The sequence below is a fragment of the Robiginitalea sp. genome (assembly GCF_049588695.1).
GTDB lineage: Bacteria > Bacteroidota > Bacteroidia > Flavobacteriales > Flavobacteriaceae > Robiginitalea.
This window is the reverse complement of sequence record NZ_JBAVZJ010000445.1, coordinates 1-4,352: the sequence shown is the minus strand read 5'-3', so window position 1 is coordinate 4,352 and position 4,352 is coordinate 1. Positions and strand designations below refer to the sequence as shown.

Annotated in this window: 4 protein-coding genes; all 4 read left to right on the top strand. The window is 48.5% G+C overall.

The annotated features are described in order from the left end of the window. Nucleotides 1-203: 203 nt before the first annotated feature. On the top strand, nucleotides 204-893 hold the full coding sequence (locus WBV75_RS10550; protein WP_424120574.1) for a protein-L-isoaspartate(D-aspartate) O-methyltransferase: 690 nt from the start codon (nucleotides 204-206) through the stop codon (nucleotides 891-893). A gap of 116 nt (nucleotides 894-1,009) precedes the next feature. Further along, nucleotides 1,010-1,438, top strand: a complete 429-nt coding sequence (locus WBV75_RS10545; RefSeq protein ID WP_424120573.1) for an FKBP-type peptidyl-prolyl cis-trans isomerase — start codon at nucleotides 1,010-1,012, stop codon at nucleotides 1,436-1,438. 219 nt (nucleotides 1,439-1,657) lie between these two features. Then, the gene (locus WBV75_RS10540) at nucleotides 1,658-4,018 is read left to right on the top strand and encodes a TonB-dependent receptor (RefSeq protein WP_424120572.1); all 2,361 of its coding nucleotides are present in this window, start codon (nucleotides 1,658-1,660) and stop codon (nucleotides 4,016-4,018) included. A gap of 126 nt (nucleotides 4,019-4,144) precedes the next feature. Further along, a partial coding sequence (locus WBV75_RS10535; RefSeq protein WP_424120571.1) for a hypothetical protein occupies nucleotides 4,145-4,352 on the top strand: 208 nt, incomplete at its 3' end.

The window sequence follows — 4,352 nt, the reverse complement described above, 5'->3', positions numbered from 1 at the left end:
AACTGCTGCAGTCATCTTACTCACAGGAGTGTATTTTATCAATTCAAAAAAGAAGATAGCAGGCCTTCGCCGGTTTCGCAGATAGCGGGTTACGCCTTTGGGACCAATAATTGCAACCGTTGGTGGAAGATACTCAGGACACTCATGTTTTAATTGTATTTTTAGATCCTAAATGAATGTTTTTTCGAATGCGTAAAGCGGGAATGCTCATACTTTTTTTTCTATTCGCAATGGCCAAAGGTGGTGCTCAACAAGACTATGCTGCCCTGAGTGAATCGATGGTTCGCGAGCAGTTGGAGGCGCGGGATATCACCGACACCCTGGTGTTGGAGGTTATGCGTTCGGTACCCCGTCATGAATTTGTGCTCAAAGAATACAGGCCCTGGGCCTACAATGACCGGGCGTTGCCCATTGGAGAGGGGCAGACGATCTCACAGCCCTATATCGTGGCGTATATGACGCAGACCCTTGGGGTGCAGGCCGGGGAGCGCGTCCTGGAAATAGGCACAGGTTCGGGATATCAGGCCGCGATCCTCTCTGAACTTGGGGGCGAAGTCTATACCATAGAAATTGTCGAAACCCTGGGCGAGGAGGCCAAAAAACGTCTGAAACGCCTGAAGTATAAAAATGTGAATGTCCGGATTGGAGACGGGTATAACGGTTGGCCGGAGGCGGCCCCTTTTGACGCTATTATGGTAACCGCCGGAGCGGAAGAACTCCCCGAGACCCTCATGGAACAACTGGCAGAAGGAGGGAGGATGGTTATTCCTATTGGCCCCCATGGAGGCGTACGTCAGCTGACCCTGATCACCCGGTCCAATGGAAAATTCAAGTCGGAGAAACTAATGGCCGTCCGGTTTGTACCCTTTATCCGCCAGTCCGACAAGCCCTGAACGCCCCAGATTCCTTTTAACAATCCCTTAGCACAGATACTCACCTTATCCTTCGGCTGCCGGGCCTTTTACCCGTATATTTGCCCCCGTAAATTTGTATAAATAAAAAGCACAAGATGAGTAAAGTAAAGGAGAACGACACCGTACGGGTACACTACACTGGAAAATTAACGACGGGAGAAGTTTTTGACAGTTCCCTGGAGCGGGAGCCCCTTGAAGTGGCACTGGGTCAGGGCAGCCTGATTCCCGGATTTGAGAAAGGGCTTCTCGATATGGAAGTCGCAGAAAAAAAGACCATCAATATTCCCAAGGAAGAGGCTTACGGAGAAGTCCAGAAAGAATTATTCCAGGAAATTGCCAAGGAACAACTCCCTGAGGAAATCAAACCTGAAATCGGCATGGGATTAGTCGCCCGCGGAGAAGACGGAAGCGAACGCCAACTGCGGATTGCTGAAGTTAAGGACGACAGCATTATAGTCGACGCCAATCACCCTTTGGCCGGGCAAGATCTTGTTTTTGAACTTGAACTCGTGGAGATTAAATAGATCTGCATTGCAGCATATTATAAAAGCCGCCCGTGAGAGGGCGGCTTTTTTTAAGTCAAGACACTAAACCTCAGGATTGCTTATACCCATTAGAATTGAGATTGCTATTCTAACCCCTTTAGGTAATAAATCAGGGCTGTTTTAACATCAATTTAAAGCCTCTTCTTCATTATTTGAATTTTCTTTGTCTAAACGTTTAACAAGATCATTAAACAAGGAATGTCTTTACATTTTAGAAATTCACTGCTCATCTTGCTTATGCTTCTCGGATTTGTGGTCCGTGCACAGGTCACGACTTCCGTTTTTGGCAAAGTAGTCGATGAACTGGGAGAACCCCTAATCGGAGCGTCCGTATTTTTAGAGGGCACTGAACTCGGCGCGCAGACAGATTTTGAAGGAAAGTACGAAATAGAGAGAGTGCCCCCGGGATCCTATAATTTGGTCGCCAGCTATTTGGGTTTTAAATCTCAGACTAAGTACAACGTTATAATTCGTTCAAAAGGAACGCCTGCCTATACCTTTATATTGGAGGCGACCTCTGAGCAACTGGAAGAGGTTGTGGTATCCAATGAAAATGTGATTTCCAGGCCCCGGGAAACCCCGCTCTCCACCCAAACGCTTTCTGCAGTCGAAATAGCGACCTACCCTGGCAGCAATAATGACGTGGTACAGGTAGCCCAAACCCTGCCAGGCGTTTCGCCTTCTATAGGTGGGTTTCGAAACGATCTGATCATTCGGGGGGGGGCGCCAAACGAAACAGTCTATTACCTGGATGGGATGGAAATTCCCAACATCAATCACTTCAGTACCCAGGGGAGTGCCGGAGGTCCCGTGGGGATGATCAATGTTTCTTTTATAGAAAATGTAACCTTATCGACATCTGCCTTCAACTCCCGATACGACAATCCCCTTTCAGGTGTACTCCAATTCCAGCAGCGTCGGGGAAATTCCCGAAACTTCGCGGGTAATTTCAGGGTAAGCGCCAGCGAAGCTGCCCTAACTCTCGAAGGCCCGCTCTTTAAAAAAGAAGGTGAAACCTCAAAGACTACCTTTCTGGCCTCAGTGCGAAGGAGCTACCTGCAATTTCTTTTTCAGGTGATTGGCCTGCCTTTCCGCCCCGATTACTGGGACTATCAGTTTAAGGTAGATCATCAGCTCGATGAATACAATACCATTACCCTGATGGGACTGGGGTCGATTGATGATTTTACAGCGAGCCCACCAGACGAATTCGACCCCGAGCAACAAGCCCAGTTGGAGCAGGCACCTTTTATCGAGCAGCGCACCAACACCATAGGGGTGAGCTGGCGAAACCGTTTTAGGAGCGGCAAAGGCTATATGTTAACCAGCCTGAGCAATAATACGTTGAATAACAACTTCACCCGTTATGAGAATCCGGTAGACGAAACCGGTGTTTTGTTCAACAATGATGCAACGGAGTCTGAGACCAAACTCCGCTATGAGTTGACGCAATTTATTGGAGAGTGGAAACTGAGCACGGGGGCCAACGTGCAATACTCGGACTACAGCAATACCACTCTAGATGTGGTAAACAGTGCAGCCTTTACCACTGAGATCGACTTCGCCAAATATGGCCTGTTTGCAAATCTTACCCGTTCCTTTTTGAACGAAACCCTTGATCTCTCCTTCGGGTTCCGGATGGATGACGACACTTTTACAACCCGCGAGAGCCTGCTCAGCACATTTTCACCCCGGGTTTCTGCCTCCTTCGAGTTTGCCCCGGATTGGCGGATAAATGGTTCCATGGGCCGGTACTACAAGATACCCCCTTATACCATCCTCGGGTTCCGGAATAACGAAGACGTTCTTATTAACGAAGATGTCGATTATACGCGTAGCGATCATTTTGTGATTGGGCTGCAACATTACTTTTCCCCTGCCTCCAGTATTTCGCTTGAGGGGTTTTATAAACGATACAGCGACTACCCGGTCTCTGTACGCGATAGTGTCTCTTTAGCCAATAAAGGAGGAGGATTCGAGGTCCTGGGTAGTGAACCTGTCGAAACGGTGGGTAAGGGGAGGAGCTATGGGGCAGAATTGCTCTTTCAACAAAAGTTGAGCAATAACTTCTACGGTATCTTCTCTTACACTTGGTTTTACAGTGAATTTACCGGATTTGATGCAGAACGCTACTTACCGTCGGTTTGGGACAGCCGGCACCTGATCTCCTTTGTAGGGGGTTATAAATTTGGAAGAAACTGGGAATTCAGTGCCCGTTACCGGTTTGCGGGGCGTACCCCTTTTGTCCCTGCCGACCTGGAGGCCACCCTGGACAATTACCCCGAGGTGGTCCTCGACTATTCCCGCCTGGGGGAAGAAAAACTGGATATTTTCAGCCAGCTGGATGTACGACTGGATAAAAAATGGAACTTCGAGAATTTTGCATTTGACGTATTTATCGAATTTCAGAACGTCCTCTCCCAGGATATCCCCAGCCCTCCGGAATATGGACTGAACCGTGATAGTTCCGGGGCCATCATCGATCCGCGGAGCCTGGTGGAAATCCCACAGGGGGAAGGGCAGTTTATACCGAGTTTGGGTATAGTAATTGACTTTTAGACAGCCTTGTGCCCTGATTGACCCCATCGACCGCCTGTAGGAGGGCTAAAATTGCAAATTCCGCGTTAAAGCGGGCTTGTAGTGTCTGCAGTATTCTTAAGTTTGAGGTAAAACCAGACACTACCTATGAAACGCATTGGAACCCACATTTTTTGTTTGGCTATCGGAATTTGTTTCCTGGCCATCCTATCCTGTAAAGAATCAAAATCTCCCGGGCAAATGAATAATGCTGGGGAATCCGAAAAAAGCAGTCAGGCAGTGGCCATGGCCGCAGGTGATGAAGGGAGCCTGCCGTTAGAGCGCCTGAACCTGCCCGAAGGCTTCTCTATCAGTA